This is a genomic window from Nonomuraea zeae, from assembly GCF_005889725.1.
Classification (GTDB): Bacteria; Actinomycetota; Actinomycetes; order Streptosporangiales; family Streptosporangiaceae; genus Nonomuraea; species Nonomuraea zeae.
Window position 1 is genome coordinate 1 of sequence record NZ_VCKX01000268.1, and the last position, 16,633, is coordinate 16,633.

Consider the following 16,633-nt stretch of genomic DNA (forward strand, 5'->3'; position numbering starts at 1 on the left):
CACTACTGTACAAACTAGGGAAGCATGCAATTCGTATTTGGTCTTTTCAAGCAGAAGACGGCATACTAGTTGTCTTAGGGTCTCTTGGGCTCGGAGATGTGTATAAGAAACAGGGCCGACCGTGCTGCCCGTCAACTACAAGATGCACGACGGCGCCATCGTCTTCCGTACGGCCGCGGGCGGCGCCATGGACCAGGACCTGAACACCGGGCTGGAGGGGGTGGACATCAAGATCGCGTTCGAGATCGACATGTTCGACGAGACCAACCGCGAGGGCTGGAGCGTCCTGGTCCAGGGCCCGGCGCACCGCCTGGCCCCGGAGGAGACCGCCGAGGTGGCCGGCACCGGGATCAGCCCGTGGGCGGGCGGCGAACGACAGCTCTACATCCGCATCCTGCCCCAGCAGATCACCGGCCGCCGCATCCACGCCATGTGAGCGAGACCAGCGGCGCGGAGCGGGGCGGCCGGACGGCCAGGACCGCCGTCACCCGCAGCCGGGCGGCCGGAGCCGCCGTCACATGCGGGGCGGCCGGAGCCGCCGTCACCCACGCTGGACGATCAGGCCCGGCGTCACCCGCAGCCGGTCATCCCGGTCACGCCGAACGCCATGAACTGCGTCACCTCGCGCTCGTCGAAGTTGTCGTCCGACCCGATGACCAGCGTGCACTCTCCGGTCGCCAGGCGCGGGCCCCAGGCCAGGCTCTCCAGGTTCTGGACCGGCGGGCGGAAGGTGCCCAGGTCCTTGACTTCGCGCTTGGTCACCGGCCGGTAGGGTCCGCCGCGCGCCAGGGTGTTCCTGTTCAGCACGTTCGTGGCGCCGCGCAGGTCGATCTCGTACAGCTTCACCCGGTAGCCGGTGCCGGAGACCCAGGAGCGTTCGAGCGCCAGGTAGCGGCCCTCGCCGATGGGCAGGATCTCCGACACCCCGGAGTCGGCCGGCCCGGACGGCGGGTTCGGTGCGACGGGCAGGGCGTCGAGCGGGTAGGCGTACTGGCCGCGCAGCGTGCCCTGTCGATTCCACACCGTCAGCCGGGCGACCGAGCCGCGCTGCACCGTCGGCATGGTGCCGTCCTCGAAACGCGGGCCCTCGGTGACGCCGGTGATCGTACGGGCGGTGACCGCCAGTCCCTCGAAACCGGAGTTGCGCCGTGGCCCGCTTTCGGTCTCCGTCAGTTGCAGATTGGTCGGAAGCCGCATTTCGCCGAGGTGTCGCCCGCGAATGTCCATTCCCCGGACCGCTGGGGGCGAAATAGGAATATCCGGATTCGTGGCGTCCGGGCGGTCGCCCTCGTCGCCCCACAGCAGCCGCCCGCTCCACGGGTCGAACCTGATCGACTCGGGATCGGCCGAGGCCGGCCGGCCATACGCCGGGTACGGCGTGCCGTCCGCCCGGGTGAGCGTGTTCACCCCGGTCAGCCGGACCCCGTTGAAGGCCCCCGTGCGCCGGTCGATGTCCAGCCGGCCGGTGTAGAAGCGGGCGGGGTTGTAGCGCCATCGGTCGTCGGAGATGAAGTACCAGGTGCCGGTGCGCGGATCCCGGTCGATGCCCGACAGGCCGCCCACGGTGGTCCCGTCGAAGATCGTCTTGTGCGGCACCCGTTGCTCCCCGAGGAAGCGGGTGATGCGGAGCGGATCGCGCGGCGCCGCCGACGCCGGTTGCGCGACGCCCGCCGACGCCACCGCGCACGCGACGGCGATTTGCAGGAATTTCCGGGCACGAACCATATCATCCTCCGCGATAAAACAGGCCACCGGCCGGGCCGACGGAGGAAATGAAATCGCGAATCGCTGAGGAAGTCCATTGACAAAACAACGGCATGCCGCACCGCAAAAAGGGACTATCGATCGGGAAATTCCATAGGCCGAATGAATTCCCCATACCTGCATTTAGACGGTCTTTCTGGTCGCACTGCCGGGGGGCGGAAGGAATCCGGGCGACGGCGGTCGCGAAAGCGCGCCACAGGGGACACACCCAGGGTCCCCACCGGAGGTCTGGGAGGCCGCCGCAGAGCATGCGCCGGCTGCGCCGGGCCCGGCCGCATCCCTTCCGGAGGTCCCGCCCGGAGCGCGCCGGGCCCGGCCGCATCCCTTCCGAGAGTCCCGCCCAGAGCGCGCCAGGCACGGCGGCGTCCCTTTCGAGGGACCCACTCGGAGCGCGGCGGACCCGGCCGCGTCCCTTCCGGAGGGTCCGTCCCGAGCGTGCCAGGTCCGGTGGTGGCGCTGTCCTCGTCGTCAGGCCAGGTCGGGGAGGGTGAGGAGGTGGAGGCCGCCGTCGCGCAGCGCTGCCGCCGAGACGGCCAGGACGCTGCCGTTGCCGTCGATCTTCACGGCGCCGGCGTCCCAGACCCCCGCAGCGCTCCGTCCCCGGCTCCACACCCCGGACCCGGGTACGACGGTCTGCACCTGGAGGGTCCCGTCCGGCAGCGCGGCGCCCGAGACGGCGGTCACCGACCCGTTGGCGTCAACCTGCGCCGCGGCGGCGTCCCAGACCCCCGCCGCGCTCCGCGCCCTGCTCCACACGCCGCGCCCGCGCTGGACGGTCTGCACGTGCAGCGTCCCGTCCGGGAGCCCGGCGGCCGAGATGGCGCTCACGTCCGTGCCGGCGTCGATCTTCACCGAGCTCGCGGCCCAGACCCCCGCCGCACTCCGCGTACGGTCCCACACACCCGCCCCCGGCACCACGGTCTGCACGTGCAGGCTGCCGTCGGGCAGAGCGGCGGCCGACACCTCGGTGACGTCGCCGTTGTCGTCGATCTTGACAGCGTGCTCGTCCCAAACGCCCGCCGCGCTGCGGCTCCGCGCCCAGACCCCGCTGCCGGGCACCACGCTCAGCACGTGCAGGCTGCCGTCCGGCAGCGCGGCCACCGCCACGTCGGAGATGGCGCCGTTGCCATCGATCTCGGTCGCGCTCGCGTCCCACGCCCCGGACCGGCCGCGGACGCGGTCCCAGACCGTGCCGCGCAGCGGCCGGTCGGCGACGCTGTAGTACGGGCTCCACACCCGCGCCTTGTAGAAGGCCGCACCGGTACGCCTGCGGGTCCCGGCGGGCGAGAAGAAGTCCACCGTGTCCGTGCACCAGTTGTTGCGCGTGCATGCGCCCGGCGGGGTCTTGGCCGCGTCGGCCCGGGTCTGCACGATCTGCCCGGACGGCTGGTTGCCGATGGACTTGACCGCTCCCCTGCTCGCGCCGCCGGGGAGCGCGCCGTCGAACGTCTTCGTCGTCTTGTCGTAGAGGTAGGCGGCCGAGCCGGTGCTGAGCCACAGTTTGTTCGCGTCGTGGGCGTAGGCGTAGACGTCGTGGCCGCCGCCGGTCGGGAGCACGGCCCTGCGCTGGGTGTCCTCGCGCAGCACGGGCTGGGCCGGGGTGCCCTCGACCGCCAGCGCGGTCAGGATCGGCCGGCCGGACGCGACGTCCTGGCCGATGACCCACAGCCGCCTGATCCCCGGGTCCCACAGGGCGGCGTGCGCGTCGGTGAGCCTGAACTCCGCGTACGCGGCCGCGGCCGGGCCCTGCGAGGAGGCGTACACCCTGACCCAGCCCCCGGTCGAGGCGGCGACCGCGATGTTGCCGTCGGGCAGCAGCTCGGCGGCGTGCAGGTTCCCCGGGAGGATCTGCGCCCACTGCCGCACGCCGCCCGGGTAGGAGATGATCGCGGCGATCCCCTTGGTGCCGCCGGCCGCGACCACGACGCTCTGCCCGCCCGCGGGCCGCTCGCGCAGCTTGAAGTCGGCGATGAGCCCGAACGCCGCGACCTCGTCGGCCGTGAACCGGCCGGGCGTCACGCTCGGCTGCCAGGTCCATTTGACGGCCGCGGAGCTGTTCCAGTCGGTGGCCGCGGGATCGAACGCGATCAGCTGCCTGGCCGCCTGATCCCCGCCCACGACCCAGTAGTCGCCCGGCGCGGCGGCGGCGGGACCTGCCGGAACCGCCAGACCGGCCAGCATGACGGCGGCCGTCGCCAGCTTCTTCACGCGTTCACTCCGTCCTCCGGCGATGATCACCGATTATGGCGGCGGAGGCGCGCTGAGACTATGCCTGGCCGGCGGCCGTCAGCCCGCCGATGATGAGCCGCAGGCCGTAGGCGTACGCCTCGTCACTGGTGGGGGCGCCGCCCGCGCGGACGCCGGCGACCGTGAGGGGGAAGTCGGCGTACGCGTCCAGGTCGTGGGTCGCGCCGCGGACCTGGCGTTCGCGCTGGGCCTGCTCGTTCAGCACGAAGCCGAGCGTGTAATGGCTCAGAGCGGAGATCGTGTGCAGGCCCTGCGCGGGCGTGAACCCCAGCCCGACCAGGATCTTCAGCTCCGCTTCGAAGCCGCGTGCGACCCCCTGGCCCGGGTTGCTGCCGGTGACCAGCCGGGCCCCGTCGCGATGGCTCAGCAGCATCGCCCGGTAGGCGTGCGAGCGCCTGGTCAGCCAGTCCTGCCAGGACTCGCCCTCGTGCGGGCCGCCCATGTCGGGGGCGAGCAGCTCGCGCGACATCTCGTCGAGCAGCTCCTGCTTGTTGCGGAAGTGCCAGTAGAGCGCCGGGTTCTGCACGCCCAGGCGGGCCGCGAGGCGGCGTACCGACAGGCCGTCCAGCCCGACCTCGTCGAGCAGCTCCAGCGCGGCGCGGACGACAGTGTCCCGCGCCAGTCCCTTCTGTGCCATCGCCCGCCACCTTAACAGCGCTAAGGGCCGACGCCGCTCAGCGCGCCGCCCAGCGCGCCGCACCGAAGGCGCGCCCCCGCAAGTGCCGCCCGCAGGTGCCCCTCGCAGGCGGCGCTCAGCGCTATGGGATGCGGCGGGTGCCGATGACGGCGGTGGCGTCCAGCTCGCTGGAGCCCACCGCCCGCGCGGCCAGCCCGGTCCGGGCGACGGCCGCGACGGTCTCGGCCGCCTGGCGCTCGCTCGTCTCGACCAGCAGGTGCCCGCCGGGCGCGAGCCACTCGGGCGCTCCGGCGATCACCTGGCGTACGACGTCCAGCCCGTCGCCGCCGCCGTCCAGCGCCATGCGCGGCTCGTGCAGCCGGGCCTCGGGAGGCAGCAGCCCGACCGACTCCGACGGCACGTACGGCGGGCTGGCGATCAGCAGGTCGACCCGGCCCCGCAGCGAGCCGGGCAGCGGCGCGTACAGGTCGCCTTCGTAGACGTGCGCACCCGCGAGGTTGCGCCGGGCGCAGCGCACGGCGGCGGGATCGAGGTCGGCGGCGTGCACCTCGGCCCGGCCGAGACCGGCGGCCACGGCCGCCGCCATCGCACCCGTGCCGCAGCACATGTCGAGGACGACCGGCGTGCCCGCGACCTGTCCGGCCAGCGCGACGGCCTGCTCGATGAGGAACCCGGTACGCGGCCTGGGCACGAACACCCCCGGCTCGACCGCCACCCGCAGGCCGCAGAACTCCGCCCAGCCCAGGACGTGTTCGAGCGGCTGCCCCGCGACGCGCCGCTCGATCATGGCGGCCAGCTCGGCGGGGTCACGCGCGGTGGAGACCAGCAGGTCCGCCTCGTCCTCGGCGAACACGCACCCGGCGGCGCGGAGCCGCGCCACGATTACCGAAATATCAGTAGATGACGAGAAAACTGACATGGGAGCCTTTCGGGATGCCGATGGGCGCTCCCACGGTCACCTAATCCCGGTGAGCCGCTCGGCTGACGAAGGGGAGCCCCCAGCCTGTCACAGCGGTAATGGGTCCCACCTCCTTGAGACGATCACTTCAGGACGGCCCACAGTACCAGAGGCGTTCTCACGTGCTACCGCCGGTCCAGGGCGGCCTACGCCGGCTCGGGCCGCCGCAGGGGGGTCACGCCGGGGAGGTCGCCGTGCAGGCGCAGCCCGGTGCCGGGCCGGGTGTCGACGGTCAGGGTGCCGCCGATCGCGCCGAGCCGGTCGTACATGTTGGTGATCCCGTGGCCGCTGCGCAGCACGCCGGGGCGGGCGCCCTTGCCGGTGTCGGAGAAGTCGAACGACAGGCCGTCGCCGCCGCGCAGCTCGACGGTGACCGTGGCCTTCTCCCCCGCGTGCTTGATCGCGTTCTGCAGGGCCTCCAGCAGGCAGAAGTAGACGTTGATCTCGATCTCGGGCGGGTAGCGGCCGACGCCCTCCGCGCGGATCGCGGCCGGCAGCGGGGAGTGCCGGGCCGCGGCCAGCAGGGCGGCCTCCAGCCCGTACTCGGCCAGCTGGGGCGGGTAGATGCCGTGGGCGAGGTCGCGCAGCTCCGTGCCGGCCTCCCGCAGGTCCTCGGTGAGCTGGGCGAGCAGTGGACCCACCCGGTCCGGCTGGGTGGCCAGCAGGCGTTGCGCGACCCGCGACTGCACGGCCGCCGCCACGAGTCGCTGCTGGGCGCCGTCGTGCAGGTCTCGTTCGATCTGGCGGCGCTCGCGGTCGGCCGCCGCCACCAGCCGCGCCCGCGACTCCTGCAGCGCCTCGGCCCTGGCGACCAGCATCACGTGGTTCTGCCAGGCGAGGAAAGAGGCCCGGGTCAGGCCGAGCAGGACCAGGGCGATGACGGTGACGTCGACGATCCAGGGCTGGACGTGCCGGTCGTCGAATCCGGCGCCGCCGGAGAAGCGGGCCGCGACGGTGATGGCCAACGCGGTGGCGACCGTACAGGCCATGATCAGTTTGAAGCGCCGGCGCGACAGGTAGGCGACCGACAGCAGCACGGGCGCCACCGTCACGAGCGCGGCGTACGGCAGCGCGACCGGGACCAGCGCGGTCAGGGTGATGGCGTAGCACCAGGTGATCGCCGCGGAGACGGCGATGGCGTGCTCGACGCGGTCGCGCTTGACGAAGCGCAGCGCGACCACGACGAGCAGGGCCACTGCGCCGCACCCGCCCGCCAGGGCGAGGTGCCGGCCGTCGCGCGTGCCGGAGAACGCGGCCAGCGCCGCCGCGCCCGACACGGCCGCGACGGCCAGGATCGTCCACAGCCCGGTGACGAGGTAGCGGTGCGGGTGCGGCTGCGTGTCGCGCTGGATCGTGGTGTACAGCCACGCGACGAGCAGCCAGATCCCCTGCAGGGCCGTGCGTACGGCGCCGCCGCGCTGCTGCACCGACCGCCGGACCCCCGCGCTCTCCAGCACGGAACGGGGCAGGTGGCCGTGCAGGTGCAGCCCGCCGCCCGGCCTGGTGTCGATCGTGAGGGTGCCGCCGATGGCGCCGATGCGGTCGTTCATGTTGGTCATGCCGGAGCCGGTGTGGATCCGGTCCGGTCTGGTGCCGTGGCCCGTGTCCTGGAAGTCGAAGGAGAGCCCGTTGCGATCCTGGAGGGCGATGGCCACCGTGGCCTGGTCGCCGGCGTGCTTGATCACGTTCTGCAGGGCCTCCAGCACGCAGAAGTAGATGTTGATCTCGATCTCGGGCGGGTAGCGGCCCATCCCGGTGGCGCGGACGGTCGTCGGGAGTGGGGCGTGCTGCGCCACCGCGCGCAGCGCCGTCTCCAGCCCGTACTGGGCCAGCTGCGGCGGATAGATGCCGTGCGCCAGGTTGCGCAGCTCCGCGCTGGCCACCTGGAGGTCGTCGGAGAGGCGGGACAGGAGCGGCCCGACCTCGTCCGGCTCGGTGTCCAGCAGGCGCCGCGCCGCCTGCGTCTGCGCGACCGCCGCCACCAGGCGACGATGGGCGCCCTCGTGCAGGTTGCGCTCGATCTGGCAGCGCTCGCGGTCGGCCGCCGCGACCAGCCGCGCCCGCGACTCCTGCAGCGCCTCGGCCCTGGCGACCAGCATGACGTGGTTCTGCCAGGCCGCCAGTGACACCAGGACGGTGATGAACGGGATGAACACCAGGGCCAGCGCGTTGGCCGCGCCCGGCGCGGCGCCTTCCGGCACGAGCGCGGGATCGACGCTGCCGGCGATCACCAGGATGGTCCCGGCCAGCATCGTGGCCCCGAGCATCGCCGACAGCCGCGCGTGGTTCATGTGCTGGACGGCCACCAGCACCGGCAGGAGCACGGCCAGCGTCAGGATGTCGAGCGCGAACGGCACCACCGAGGTGACGATGATGGCCACCAGCCAGTTCGAGACCGCGAAGACGACGACCGCGGCGAACCGCCGGAAGCGGTGGATCATCTGGATGGCCCGCAGCAGGAACGCGGCCATGACGAGGAGCAGCAGGACGATCGCGACGAGCCAGCCGCTGTCCACGGCGACGAGCCGCAGCGCCAGCAGCCAGCCGGCGGCGACCACGACGCCGGCCAGGTCGAGCTGGATGTAGGTGCGCAGCCGCTCCCACTCGGGCGCGCCGATCTCGATGATCTCGTGCCCCCTCAGGCCCGCTAAGAGCGCACGTGCCCCCCGTCGCTCCACAACGCCTCCAGTTCGTCGGGACCGAAGCGGTCCTTGTGCCGGTAGTGGGCGCCCATCACCATCGCGTCCCTGGGCAGGTCCTCCGTGTTGTTCACCGACAGCAGGACGACCAGGATCTCGGGATACCGGCACCGGATCCGCCGCGCCGCCTCAAGGCCCCCCATGCCGGGCATGTTCACGTCCATCAGCACCAGGCCGACGGCGTGCTCCTCCAGAAAGCCCAGCGCGTCCTCTCCGCTGACGGCCTCCCCGGCAAGCTCGAACCCGTCCGCCACGGCGATCACGCCGGCGACGGCCCGGCGGAACGACGGCAGGTCGTCCACCACCAGAACCCGCACGAGGTGTTGCTCCACAAGCCCGATCGTCGCACTCGATCGCCGCTCTGTCGGTGGTGCCAGCATCACTATCTCCGGCCTCTTCCCGCCCTATCGCGATGACGAATCGGAATCGAGGAACAGCAAGACCGCCTTGACTCTGCGATTGGTGTCGCGGTCGCCCCGCAGGCCGAGTTTCAGGAAGATGGAATTGATGTACTTCTCCACCGCGCGCTCGGAGACCTTGAACCGGGCGGCGATCGCGCTGTTGGACCTGCCCGCGGCGACCTCGGCCAGGGTCTCGCGCTCTCTCGGCGTCAGTTGCCGCAGCGCGCCCGATTCGTTGCGGGCCTTGGCGGACACCAGGGAGTCGACGACCACGGAATCGATGAACGACCCTCCCGACGCGACCGTGCGCACCGCGGAAATGAGCTCGCCGGGGGCCGCGATGCGTTCCTTGAGCAGATATCCGCGCCGGCTGCTGCCCTGCGCTATGAGGGCCAGCAGATAGCTCGGGTCGAGAAACTGCGACAGCACCAGGACGGCGACGTCCGGATGCGTTTCGCGCAGCGCGGTGGCCGCCCTTATTCCTTCGTCGGTCAAGGTCGGCGGCATGCGAATGTCCGTAATGACCACGTCGGGCCGGTGCTGGTCGACGCAGTCCAGCAATGACTCGTAACCGGAGCAGGTGCCGATGACCTCGACGCCTTCCTCGGTGGCCATGAGCGCCTCGATGCCGGCCCGTACCAGGAGATAGTCCTCGGCGATCACTATCCGGAGCGACTTCACCAGCAAACCGTAGTCCGCCGTCCGGGGACTCTCAACACTTCTTGATCGGCCCTTCCCCGGGCGGGAGAAAGCACCCTCGTCGCGGTGCGGAAAACCGAACAGGGAACCCGGAGGCCAGCTTTATCGGAGTTTTCGCTTGCGAGGCGGAAACTGGGCATCGACCGGGGAAATCAGGAGAACGGCCCAGGCAGCCGGCAGCATACGGGGAACCGCCGCAACAAGGCTCGATCCTGTGGGAGATATAACGCACTTTCAGCGGAGGCGGCAACGGAGGGGAAGTGGTGGCCGACATGTTCTACGTCACCGAGCGGATTTCGCGATTCTGGACGTGGGTCGACGCGATGGTCACGCGAGCCGACGAGGCGCTGTGCGCGGACCAGGACGAGCGGGCCCGCCGGCACGGGTGGACGGTCACCAGGACCGGGTTCGGCTCACGGCACTACCGTGACCCCCGCTTCGACGCGCTCAAGGCCGCCCGCCTCGCCGACGCCGGGCTCTGGGCCGAGGACACCCGGCTTCACACCCCCTCCTGGAGGTGATGGTCATGACCTTCCGTAATACGCGCCACAATCCGTACGTGCCGCTGGAAAGCCTGCTCCTGGCGCCGCCGGCCAACCCGCTCGTGGTGCTCTGGCGGTGGCGCACGGAGATCGCGCTGCTCGGCCTGGCGGGCGCGGCGGCGGCCATCATGGCGGCAGCGGCCGGGCAGGGGTCGTGGTGGGCGCTGTTCGCACTCGCCGGGACCGTCACCGTCCCGGCCACGGTGCCCGCGGGGCGGAAATGGATCCGCCGCCACTTCTGGTGCCTGTTCTCCCGGCACCGGCTGCAGCGAATCTTCCTGGAGACCCCCATGCACACGAGAAAGGGGCGGATTCCGCTGGTGCTCTGGATAACGCCGTCCGAGTCCGGGGAAAAGGCTTATCTCATGCTGCGGGCCGGGGTTTCCGCGGACGGCTTCGACGCTTTCGGGCCGGAAATCGCGGCCGCCTGTTTCGCTTCCGCCGTACGCGTCCACCGCCATTCGCGGCGCGCCCAGTTCGTCACGGTGGAGATCGTGCGGCGGGGCGAGGTGCTCGGGGAGGGCAGATGGGCTCGCGCGGGCCAGGACGATGCCCGCCCCGCCGAGAGGCTGGCCGGCTGACCTCACTGGATGCGTCCCGGCCGGGATACGCGGGGCCGGCCGGGACGCGGGGCCCGGCCGGCCCCGGGAATCACCGGGGCCGGCCGCCGCCCGGTCCTCGCTAGGCGGACTTCTCCCGGCGTCCCCCGTCCCGGTGATCGCGGGGCACCAGGGTCGGGTTGACGTTGTCCAGCACGGTCTCCCGGGTGATCACGACGCGGGCCACGTCGTCCCGGCTCGGGACCTCGTACATCACGTTGAGCAGCACCTCCTCCAGGATCGCCCGGGTCGCCCTGGCGCCCGTGCGGCGCAGCAGCGCCTGCTCGGCGACGGCGGACACCGCGCCCTCGTCGAACTCCAGCTCCACCCCGTCGAGCTCGAACAGCCTGCGGTACTGCTTGATCAGCGCGTTGCGCGGCTCGGTCAGCATCCGCATGAGCGCCGTGCGGTCCAGCGGCTCCAGGGTCGTCACCACGGGCAGCCTGCCGACCAGCTCGGGGATCAGCCCGTACGCCAGCAGGTCCTGCGGCATCACCCGGGACAGCGGGTCCTCCTGGCCGGCGGGCAGCGTGGCGCCGAATCCCGCGCCGCCGCGGACGGCCCGGCGCTCGATGATCTCCTCCAGCCCCGCGAAGGCCCCACCGGCGATGAACAGCACGTTCGTCGTGTCGATCTGCACAAGCTCCTGGTGCGGGTGCTTCCTGCCGCCCTGCGGCGGCACGCCGGCGACCGTGCCCTCCAGGATCTTCAGCAGCGCCTGCTGCACGCCTTCGCCCGAGACGTCCCGGGTGATCGACGGGTTCTCGCTCTTGCGGGCGATCTTGTCGATCTCGTCGATGTAGACGATCCCGGTCTCGGCCCTCCTGACGTCGCCGCCGGCCGCCTGAATGAGCTTGAGCAGCATGTTCTCGACGTCTTCGCCGACGTATCCGGCCTCGGTGAGCGCGGTGGCGTCGGCGATGACGAACGGCACGTCCAGCATCCGCGCGAGCGTCTGCACCAGGTACGTCTTGCCGCTGCCCGTAGGGCCGAGCAGCAGGATGTTCGACTTGCCGAGCTCGACCGGCTCCTGCTGGGCGGCGCCCCGGCGGACCCGCTTGTAATGGTTGTAGACGGCCACCGAGAGCGCCTTCTTGGCCCGCTCCTGGCCGATCACGTACTGCTCCAGGAACGCGTGGATCTCCCGCGGCCTCGGCGGCTCGTGGGAGCCGTCGCCGCCGGCCTGGAGCTCCTCGGCGATGAGCTCGGTGCAGAGCTCCACGCATTCGTCGCAGATGCAGACCGACGGCGGGCCCGCGATGAGCTTGCGCACCTCCTTCTGGCTCTTCCCGCAGAACGAGCAGGCCGGCAGGTCGCCGCTGTTGCCGATGCGTGCCACCGGAGTCGTCCTCTCAGCTCAGGGTCACGGGGAGCGCGGCGAGCCGCCACGTGCCCGGATCGGGCAGGTGCCGCGCCTCCCCGGCGAGCGCCAGTGCGGGGTAGCGGCGCAGCAGGGCGCCGAGCGCGATGCCGGTCTGTACGCGGGCCAGCGACGCGCCGACGCAGAAGTGCGGCCCGTGCGCGAACCCGAGGTGCCCCGACGGCTCGCGCCGGAGGTCGAACCGGTCCGGCTCGTCGAACACGCGCGGATCCCTGTTGACGGAGGCGATCGAGGCGACGACCGCCGCGCCCTTGGGAATGAGCACGCCGCCGATCTCGAGGTCCTCCTGGGCGAAGCGCGGGAAGGTCAGCAGCTGCGGCCCGCACCAGCGCATGAGCTCCTCGACGGCGCGCGGCATGAGGCCGGGGTCCGCGCGCAGCGCGGCGAGCTGCTCCGGGTGCGCGAGCAGGGCGGCGACGGCGTTCGCGATGAGGTTTGTCGGCGTCTGCCCGCCCAGGACGAGCTGCCAGACCAGGGTGACCAGCTCGTCCTCCCCCAGCCGGTCGCCGTCCTCCTCCACGATGCGGGCCAGGCTGGACAGCAGGTCGTCGCCGGGCTCGGTCCTGCCGCGGGCGGCGGCCTCCTGGGCGCCCTCGATGATCCCCGGGATCGAGGCGAGGAAGCTCTCGCCGTGCCCGGCCGCGACGGCGGCGCCGTACTCGCGCCAGCGGGGGCGGTCGGCCGCGGGGATGCCGAGCAGCTCGCTGATCACCTCGATCGGCAGCGGCTGGGCGAAGTGCCGCAGCAGGTCCATCGAGCCGTCCGGCTCCGCGTGGCCGGGCAGCTCGTCGAGCAGGCCATCGACGATCGCCTCGATCCGCGGGCCGAGCTCGCTCGCCTTGCGCGGCGTGAAGGCGGGCGCCACCAGCCTGCGCAGCCGCGCGTGCTCGGCGCCGTTCATCTCGGTCATGCTCCGCATGTACGGGCGGCAGTGCTCCGGCACCTCGGGGCGGATGAAGGTGCTCTCGCTCGTCTCCAGCCGGGGATCGTTCAGCATGGCCCTGGCCTCCTCGTGCCGCGTCACGGCCCAGAACGGGCCGATCCCGGGCGCCAGCAGCCGCATCACCGGCGACTCCCGCCTGGCCTGGGTGTACGCGCCGAACGGGTCGCCCAGCACCGCCAGGTCCGTCAGGTCGATCTCAGGAACGTCGGTCATCGCCTACCCCGCGTTTCGAATGATCTCATCATCTGAATGCTCACGGTATCTTGGCTCGGGAGCGGACGGCAACGAGGAGGGTGATGGCGCGGCTCACCAGGGCGGAGGCGCAGGAGCGCAATCGCGCGAAAGTGCTGGCGGCGGCCAGGGAGGAGTTCGCCGAGCGCGGATTCAGGGAGGCGAAGATCGACAGCATCGCCGATCGCGCCGACCTCACGCGCGGGGCGGTCTACTCCAACTTCCCCGGCAAGCGGGCGCTCTACTTCGCCGTGCTGGCGGGGCTGGCCGAGCAGGCGTCCGGGGTGACGCCCGCCGAGCCGGCGCTGACGGTCCGCGAGGCGCTGGGGGCGGTGGCCCGTACGTGGGTGACCCGGCTGCCGCTGGCCACCGACGACGAGCACGGCCCGAGCCGGCTGGGCATGGACCTGATGCCCGAGATCCTCGCCGACGAGGTCACCCGGAAGTCGTTCGCGCAGGTCATGAAGCTGAACGCGGTGCTGCTCGGGCTCGCGCTGGAGCGGCTGCGGCCGCCCAGGACGCCGGACGGGCGGCTGGTGCGGCTGGCCGAGGCCGCGCTCACCGTGCTGCAGGGGGCCGGGCAGCTCGCGGGCGCGGCGCCGGGGTTCGTGGAGCCGTTCGACGTGATCCGGGTGTGCGAGCAGCTCGCCGACCTCGACCTGGACGACCGCTGGGCGGCGGCGCCGATGGTCCCTCGGGTACGGCTCCCCGCCGAGCCGTGGTCCCCGCCCGCGGCCACTGACGCGATCACCGGCGAGCCCGCGCGCCTGGCCGCCGACGGCGTGGTGGCGGTGCTGGGCATGCACCGGCTCTCGGCCGCGGAGGAGGCCGTACGCGCCGCGCCCCCGGAGGCGGAGGTCACCGCGGTGGTGGTCACGAGCGCGCCGGATGAGCTGATGCCGCTGGCCCGGCTGTGCGTCGCCGAGGTGGTCGCCTGCCTGCGCGAGGCGTTCCCGCGACCGGCGTGGCCGCGGCTGCGGGTGGTGTACGACGAGTCGGGCGAGGTGGCGGCGGCGGCCGGGGTGAGCGAGCCGCACGACAGGACGGAGACCGCGATCCGCGTCGAGTCCGGCCGGATCGCCCTGCGCGCCGACGGTTTCGGCGCCTGCCACACGGCCGCGACCCCCTGAGCCCTGCTGTTCACCGACCCGGCGGCCGGCGGGTTACCGAAGGGACAGTTCCCTCCAAAGGCTTACATTCGGCACCCGCCTTCGGGTGGAATGGTGGCTGTGACCTCACGGCGAGCGCGTCTGCGGCGGGCCCTGATCTGGTCGATCAGCGCGGTCGTCATCGCCGCCGTCGCCGCCGTGACCTTCCACCTGCTCACCGGCGCGCCCGCCGCCGCCTGGTTGCGGCCGGTCCAGGAGCGGCTTCCCCGCTACCTGGTGCCGCCGCACTCCGCAGCGGACCTCCTTCCCGTGGCGCTCACCGCCGTCGCGGCCGTCTCCTTCCTGATCGGCGCCGGATGCCGGCTCGCAGTCAGGCTGCGTAGCCGCCCGCCCGCGCCGGAGGAGATCGAGGACCGCCCGCCCGAAGGATCCGCCTCCGGGCGAGGGGCGCTGCTTCAGCGGGCGAGCACCTGGGGCCTGGCCTTCGGGCTGCTGCTGGCCACCGGCACCCTGGTCTACACCGACGCCAGGTCCCTGGAGACCTCGCAGGAGGAGCAGAGCCTCGACAAGTACGCCCAGGCGGTGCGGCAGCTCGGCTCCGAGAAGATCGAGGTCCGCCTGAGCGCGATCCACACGCTGCGCCGCCTCGCGCAGGATTCGCAACGAGATCGGGTGACGACCGTCGACGTCATGGCCGCGTACGTGCGCGAGCACGAGTCGATGTCCACGGCCCGGCCGCTCGGGCAGCCGGCCACCGACGTGCAGATGGCCCTGACCGTGCTGGGCAGCGTCTACGACGCCCCGAACGCCGAGCTCGGGCACGGCTGGGTCTGCAGCTGCGACCTGGCGCGCATCCGCGTGCCGGGCGCGGACCTGAGCGGCCTGAACCTCGGCACCGCCGTCCTGACCCGGGCGAACCTGCGCGGGGCCCATCTGAGCGGGGCCAACCTGGCCCATACCGACCTGTCCGGCACCGACCTGCACGGGGCGTCCCTGGACGGCGCGGACCTGCGCAACGCGATCCTGTTCATGGCCGACCTCAGCGAGGCGGGCCTGAACGACGCGGACCTGAGCGGGGTGGACCTGTTCGAGGCCGACCTGAGAAATGCGGACCTGAGAAGTGCGGACCTGAGCGGGGTCGACCTGTTCAACGCCGACCTGCGCGGGGCGGACCTGCGCGGTGTGAACCTGATCGGGGCCAGCCTGAGCGGCGCGGACCTGCGCGAAGCCGATCTGCGCGGGGCGATCCTGCGCGGGGCCGACCTGAAGGGGACGAACCTCAAGGGCGCGGACCTGACGGGCGCGAACCTGACCAGGGCGAACCTGACCGGGGCCAAGACCGACGACGAGACCGAGCTCCCCGCTGGGGCCCTGGGGACGTGACCTTCACCGATCGTGGAGCGGCTCGGACGGCGCGCTCAGCTCTCGAAGCGGATGACCACGCGGCGGTTCTTGGCCCGGCCCGCGGGGTCGTCCTTGCCGCCCTTGGTGTTCGGCGCGACCGGATCGGCCTCGCCGTGTCCCGAGGCGACGATCGCGGGCGTGCCGCCGAGTATGCGGTCCAGCTCCTGCTTGACGCTCTCGGCGCGGCGCCGCGACAGGGCCGCGTTGTAGGCGTTCGTGCCCTTGGCGTCGGTGTAGCCGTCGACGCGGACCGTACCGGTGGCCGTCCGCAGGCGCTCGGCGATCCCGGCCAGGTGGCGGGCGGCGACCGGGGTCAGCGCGGCCCGGTCGAACGCGAACAGCACGTCCGACGAGATCGTGATCTTGGTGAGGGGGCCGTCGCCGGTCTCGGTCTGCAGCGGTTCGACCGTGAGAGTGAGATCGAGCACGGCCTCGCGGAGGTTCGCGTCGGGGACCTCCGCCGCCGGCGTCGGCCCGATCAGCGCGGCGACGACCGGCAGCGCGGCCAGGACGTGGCGCCTCATGACGTCACCGGCACGTCGCGGAAGGGCGGCTGGCCGCCGATGCTCACGTCCAGCCGGGTGACCTCGGCCGGGGGTGCGGGGAAGGTGTAGGTCCGCACGCTCGCCTCGTCCACCTTGATGATCCAGTACGGCGGCTGCAGCAGCCGGCCCTCGGAGTCCTTCACGATCAGGTAGCGCTTGAGCCTGACGTTGTCGACCAGGGTGATCGCGGACGGTCCCGTCCCGGTGAATTCCTCGACCGAGACGTAGGTCTCGTCACCGGAGTGCGCGGTGATCGACAGCACCAGGTCGAGCAGCTTGCCACGCCGTTTCAGCGCGAGCACCGCGACCTCCGCGCTCTTCTTCGCGCCGGGGCTGAACGTCGCGGCGGCCACCGGGGCGGCGCTCGCCGCCGGGTCCTTCGCAGGGTCGGCCGCCGGGCCGGTCGGTTGCGTGGCAGGCTCCCTGCCTGGGGCGGGGGCGGACGCGGAATCCGGCGCGGCGTCTGACGTGGGG

The 16,633-nt window shown here is 72.2% G+C and carries 15 protein-coding genes and 1 pseudogene; 5 read left to right on the forward strand and 11 right to left on the reverse strand.

Annotation, left to right across the window (positions count from 1 at the left end; genetic code table 11):
• The first annotated feature begins 121 nt into the window (after window positions 1-121).
• A complete protein-coding gene (locus ETD85_RS48840) occupies window positions 122-436 on the forward strand; it encodes a pyridoxamine 5'-phosphate oxidase family protein (protein ID WP_240779935.1) in 315 nt (104 codons plus the stop codon).
• Window positions 437-570: 134 nt separating this feature from the next.
• On the opposite strand, the gene ETD85_RS48845 is transcribed toward ETD85_RS48840, so the two are convergent.
• From ETD85_RS48845 to ETD85_RS48875, 7 genes are all read right to left on the reverse strand, one after another.
• Window positions 571-1,725 (reverse strand): esterase-like activity of phytase family protein, encoded by a 1,155-nt coding sequence (locus ETD85_RS48845; protein WP_138696695.1) that lies wholly within the window; start codon window positions 1,723-1,725, stop codon window positions 571-573.
• 507 nt (window positions 1,726-2,232) lie between these two features.
• Window positions 2,233-3,972: a DUF6528 family protein gene (locus ETD85_RS48850; RefSeq protein WP_138696696.1), complete on the reverse strand. Its 1,740-nt coding sequence runs from the start codon at window positions 3,970-3,972 to the stop codon at window positions 2,233-2,235.
• A 58-nt stretch (window positions 3,973-4,030) separates the two neighbouring features.
• A complete protein-coding gene (locus tag ETD85_RS48855; protein ID WP_138696697.1) occupies window positions 4,031-4,648 on the reverse strand; it encodes a TetR/AcrR family transcriptional regulator C-terminal domain-containing protein in 618 nt (205 codons plus the stop codon).
• Window positions 4,649-4,769: 121 nt separating this feature from the next.
• Window positions 4,770-5,567 (reverse strand): putative protein N(5)-glutamine methyltransferase, encoded by a 798-nt coding sequence (locus ETD85_RS48860; RefSeq protein ID WP_138696698.1) that lies wholly within the window; start codon window positions 5,565-5,567, stop codon window positions 4,770-4,772.
• 185 nt (window positions 5,568-5,752) lie between these two features.
• Complete coding sequence (locus tag ETD85_RS48865) at window positions 5,753-8,284, reverse strand: sensor histidine kinase (RefSeq protein WP_138696699.1); 2,532 nt, start codon at window positions 8,282-8,284, stop codon at window positions 5,753-5,755.
• Complete coding sequence (locus tag ETD85_RS48870; protein ID WP_170247254.1) at window positions 8,254-8,622, reverse strand: response regulator; 369 nt, start codon at window positions 8,620-8,622, stop codon at window positions 8,254-8,256. Before ETD85_RS48870 ends, ETD85_RS48865 begins: the two co-directional genes overlap by 31 nt.
• An 87-nt stretch (window positions 8,623-8,709) precedes the next feature.
• A complete protein-coding gene (locus tag ETD85_RS48875; RefSeq protein WP_138696701.1) occupies window positions 8,710-9,387 on the reverse strand; it encodes a response regulator transcription factor in 678 nt (225 codons plus the stop codon).
• 278 nt (window positions 9,388-9,665) lie between these two features.
• Here ETD85_RS48875 and ETD85_RS48880 point away from each other — a divergent pair, with 278 nt between their 5' ends.
• The gene (locus ETD85_RS48880; RefSeq protein ID WP_138696702.1) at window positions 9,666-9,926 is read left to right on the forward strand and encodes a hypothetical protein; all 261 of its coding nucleotides are present in this window, start codon (window positions 9,666-9,668) and stop codon (window positions 9,924-9,926) included.
• 5 nt (window positions 9,927-9,931) lie between these two features.
• Complete coding sequence (locus tag ETD85_RS48885) at window positions 9,932-10,528, forward strand: hypothetical protein (RefSeq protein ID WP_138696703.1); 597 nt, start codon at window positions 9,932-9,934, stop codon at window positions 10,526-10,528.
• 100 nt (window positions 10,529-10,628) lie between these two features.
• On the opposite strand, the gene clpX is transcribed toward ETD85_RS48885, so the two are convergent.
• On the reverse strand, window positions 10,629-11,885 hold the full coding sequence (clpX, locus tag ETD85_RS48890; RefSeq protein ID WP_138696704.1) for an ATP-dependent Clp protease ATP-binding subunit ClpX: 1,257 nt from the start codon (window positions 11,883-11,885) through the stop codon (window positions 10,629-10,631).
• A 13-nt stretch (window positions 11,886-11,898) separates the two neighbouring features.
• The gene (locus ETD85_RS48895; RefSeq protein WP_138696705.1) at window positions 11,899-13,083 is read right to left on the reverse strand and encodes a cytochrome P450 family protein; all 1,185 of its coding nucleotides are present in this window, start codon (window positions 13,081-13,083) and stop codon (window positions 11,899-11,901) included.
• An 83-nt stretch (window positions 13,084-13,166) separates the two neighbouring features.
• Between ETD85_RS48895 and ETD85_RS48900 the strand changes: the two genes are divergently transcribed.
• Together ETD85_RS48900 and ETD85_RS48905 are read left to right on the forward strand one after the other, a co-directional pair.
• The gene (locus ETD85_RS48900) at window positions 13,167-14,231 is read left to right on the forward strand and encodes a TetR/AcrR family transcriptional regulator (RefSeq protein WP_138696706.1); all 1,065 of its coding nucleotides are present in this window, start codon (window positions 13,167-13,169) and stop codon (window positions 14,229-14,231) included.
• A 99-nt stretch (window positions 14,232-14,330) separates the two neighbouring features.
• Window positions 14,331-15,593, forward strand: a complete 1,263-nt coding sequence (locus tag ETD85_RS48905; protein ID WP_170247255.1) for a pentapeptide repeat-containing protein — start codon at window positions 14,331-14,333, stop codon at window positions 15,591-15,593.
• A 35-nt stretch (window positions 15,594-15,628) separates the two neighbouring features.
• Here the strand turns inward: ETD85_RS48905 and ETD85_RS48910 are convergent, their stop codons facing one another.
• A complete protein-coding gene (locus ETD85_RS48910; RefSeq protein WP_138696708.1) occupies window positions 15,629-16,138 on the reverse strand; it encodes an OmpA family protein in 510 nt (169 codons plus the stop codon).
• Window positions 16,135-16,633: pseudogene (locus ETD85_RS63835) on the reverse strand (hypothetical protein); the annotation flags it as partial. The pseudogene ETD85_RS63835 and the gene ETD85_RS48910, both read right to left, overlap by 4 nt.

Coding starts and splice junctions, on each gene's coding strand:
- ETD85_RS48900 (WP_138696706.1), top strand. CDS start 13,167: ATGGCGCGGCTCACCAGGGCGGAGGCGCAGGAGCGCAATCGCGCGAAA.
- ETD85_RS48845 (WP_138696695.1), bottom strand. CDS start 1,725: ATGGTTCGTGCCCGGAAATTCCTGCAAATCGCCGTCGCGTGCGCGGTG.
- ETD85_RS48855 (WP_138696697.1), bottom strand. CDS start 4,648: ATGGCACAGAAGGGACTGGCGCGGGACACTGTCGTCCGCGCCGCGCTG.
- ETD85_RS48860 (WP_138696698.1), bottom strand. CDS start 5,567: ATGTCAGTTTTCTCGTCATCTACTGATATTTCGGTAATCGTGGCGCGG.
- ETD85_RS48910 (WP_138696708.1), bottom strand. CDS start 16,138: ATGAGGCGCCACGTCCTGGCCGCGCTGCCGGTCGTCGCCGCGCTGATC.
- ETD85_RS48885 (WP_138696703.1), top strand. CDS start 9,932: ATGACCTTCCGTAATACGCGCCACAATCCGTACGTGCCGCTGGAAAGC.
- ETD85_RS48895 (WP_138696705.1), bottom strand. CDS start 13,083: ATGACCGACGTTCCTGAGATCGACCTGACGGACCTGGCGGTGCTGGGC.